This window comes from Candidatus Protofrankia californiensis (genome assembly GCF_900634765.1).
Taxonomy (GTDB): domain Bacteria; phylum Actinomycetota; class Actinomycetes; order Frankiales; family Frankiaceae; genus Protofrankia; species Protofrankia californiensis.
Map to the genome: position 1 here is coordinate 1 of NZ_CAAAFT010000015.1, position 2,002 is coordinate 2,002.

Sequence of the window (2,002 nt, forward strand, 5' to 3'; positions counted from 1 at the left end):
AGCCGAGGAAATCAAGAAGCGGGAAGGCGCCCGTGAAGATCAAGGCTGAGAAGCGGTGCGGGTGCCGGGATGAGACCGGCCGGAAGTACCCGCGGGGCAAGTGCCCGAAGCTGACACAGCGCGCGCACGGCTCGTGGGGCTACCGGTTCCGCGTCCCGAAGGAACTGGTCCCGCTGGTCGGGAAGTCGGAGATCAGCGACGGCGGGTACCCGACGAAGAAGGCGGCCGAGGATGCCGCCGAGGAAGCCATGGCGAAGGTCCGCGCCGGCCAGCAGCACATCGGCGCCCTGACCGTTGGGACATACCTCGTCGAGCAGTGGATGCCCGGAAAGCGCAAGCTCCGGCCGACCACCCGCACACGGTACGAGCAGTTCATCCGGCTCTACCTCGTGCCCTATCTCGGTGAGGTCCCGCTCGCGGCGTTGCGTGTCCACCACATAGCCACGGCGTTTCAGCGGATCGAGGAGACGAACCCGACCCGGCGGCGACCGGTCGGCCCGGCGACGATCAAGGACATCTACGACATGCTGAAGACCGCGCTCGGCGACGCGGTCGACCAGCGGATGATCCCGTTCAATCCGGCGGTGGGCGTTGAGCTACCCGAGCACTCCCCGGCGGAAGTTGAGCCGTGGGAGGCGGGCGAGGTCGGGGCGTTCCTCGACGAGGCGGCCGGCGACCGGCTTGCCGCGCTGTACGAGCTTGTGGCGCTGCACGGTCTGCGCCGCGGTGAGGCGTGCGGGTGCGCGTGGCCCGGACTGGACGACGAGAACGCGGTACTGACGATCACGCAGCAGATCGTGAAGAACGACACCGAGTACGGGGTGTGGGCGCCGAAGACGCGTAGCGGGAAGCGGAAGGTTGACCTCGACGCGACCACGCTCGGTTCGCTGCTCGCGCACAAGCTGCGCCAGGACGACGAGCGCCGGGCGGTCGGTCCCGGGTGGGACAACGGCACGCTTCCCGACGAGCACGGGCGGCCCGTGAAGCTGTCGGGTCTGATGTTCACCCGTCCGGACGGCCGTCACCTTGATCCGCAGTACGTCACTCGGCGGATGCAGCAGATCGCCCGGCGGGCGGGTCTGTGCGCGGCGATCCGGGAGCCCGCGGCGGCCGGGGCCGTCGAGGTGGTCGTTGGGGAGCGGTACCGCGAACCGGTCGGCACGTGGACGCTGTACGTCGACCGTGAGCCGGTCGGTGAGGTCACCGTGGTGTCGGTGGAAGGCATGCGCGGGAAGCGGGCGCGGCTGCACCTTGCCGAGCCGCTGCCGGTCGAGGTCGCGGTGGGGGCGGAGCTGGGCCGGGGTCTGCTGTCGCGCCGGCGGCTGCATGATCTTCGGCATTCGTCGGCGTCGATCCAGCTTGCCGAGGGTGTGGATATCGCGCTCGTGTCCAAGCGGCTCGGTCACTCAACGCCATCGATCACGGGGGCGTTGTACGTCCATCTGCTGCGCTCGTCGGGGCAGAAAGCGGCCGAGACGGTGGCCGCGGCGGTGCCTCGCTCTGCGCGGTGCGGGCACCCTGCGGGCACCAAGGCTGGTGCGGGCACCGGGATGGTTGGGCCGGGAAGCGTTTCTGCTGGTCACGGCGCCGACCGAGCGAGTCGGCGCCGTACGCGAAGGGCGGAGGCTCCGGGATTTGAACCCGGGAGGGGGTGTTGCCCCCAACCGCATTAGCAGTGCGGCGCCATAGACCGGACTAGGCGAAGCCTCCAACGTGCGTTCTGAGTATAGCCACCACTTCCGGTGCGACTTCGCCGGCCTCTCCCGCTCGTGTGACCGGCGCACCATGAGCGTAGAGGAGGTCGTTGGTATGGAGGAGCGCGGGCCGTGTGAGGCATGCCGCAGGGAGCCCGGCTGCCCGGCCGCCGCTGGCCGATCGAACGTCCTGCTCTCGGACGATCTTGGCGCAGACGGCGCCCACCATGACCAGGAGCATGACCATGACAGCACTCACCCGAGCGCGGCCAGGACGATGTTCGCCACGTCCTCCCGCCGTCCTGGCC

The 2,002-nt window shown here is 69.6% G+C and carries 1 protein-coding gene, 1 tRNA gene and 1 pseudogene; 2 read left to right on the plus strand and 1 reads right to left on the minus strand.

The window, feature by feature from the left end; genetic code table 11:
• Nucleotides 1–248 precede the first annotated feature (248 nt).
• Nucleotides 249–1,433: pseudogene (locus DD1DGNOD_RS00565) on the plus strand (site-specific integrase); the annotation flags it as partial.
• Between the two features lie 187 nt (nucleotides 1,434–1,620).
• Here DD1DGNOD_RS00565 and DD1DGNOD_RS00570 read toward each other — a convergent pair.
• Nucleotides 1,621–1,710: transfer RNA gene (locus DD1DGNOD_RS00570), tRNA-Ser, on the minus strand.
• A 75-nt stretch (nucleotides 1,711–1,785) separates the two neighbouring features.
• Between DD1DGNOD_RS00570 and DD1DGNOD_RS27595 the strand changes: the two genes are divergently transcribed.
• The coding region (locus DD1DGNOD_RS27595) for a hypothetical protein (RefSeq protein WP_206442859.1) at nucleotides 1,786–2,002 on the plus strand (217 nt) is incomplete at its 3' end.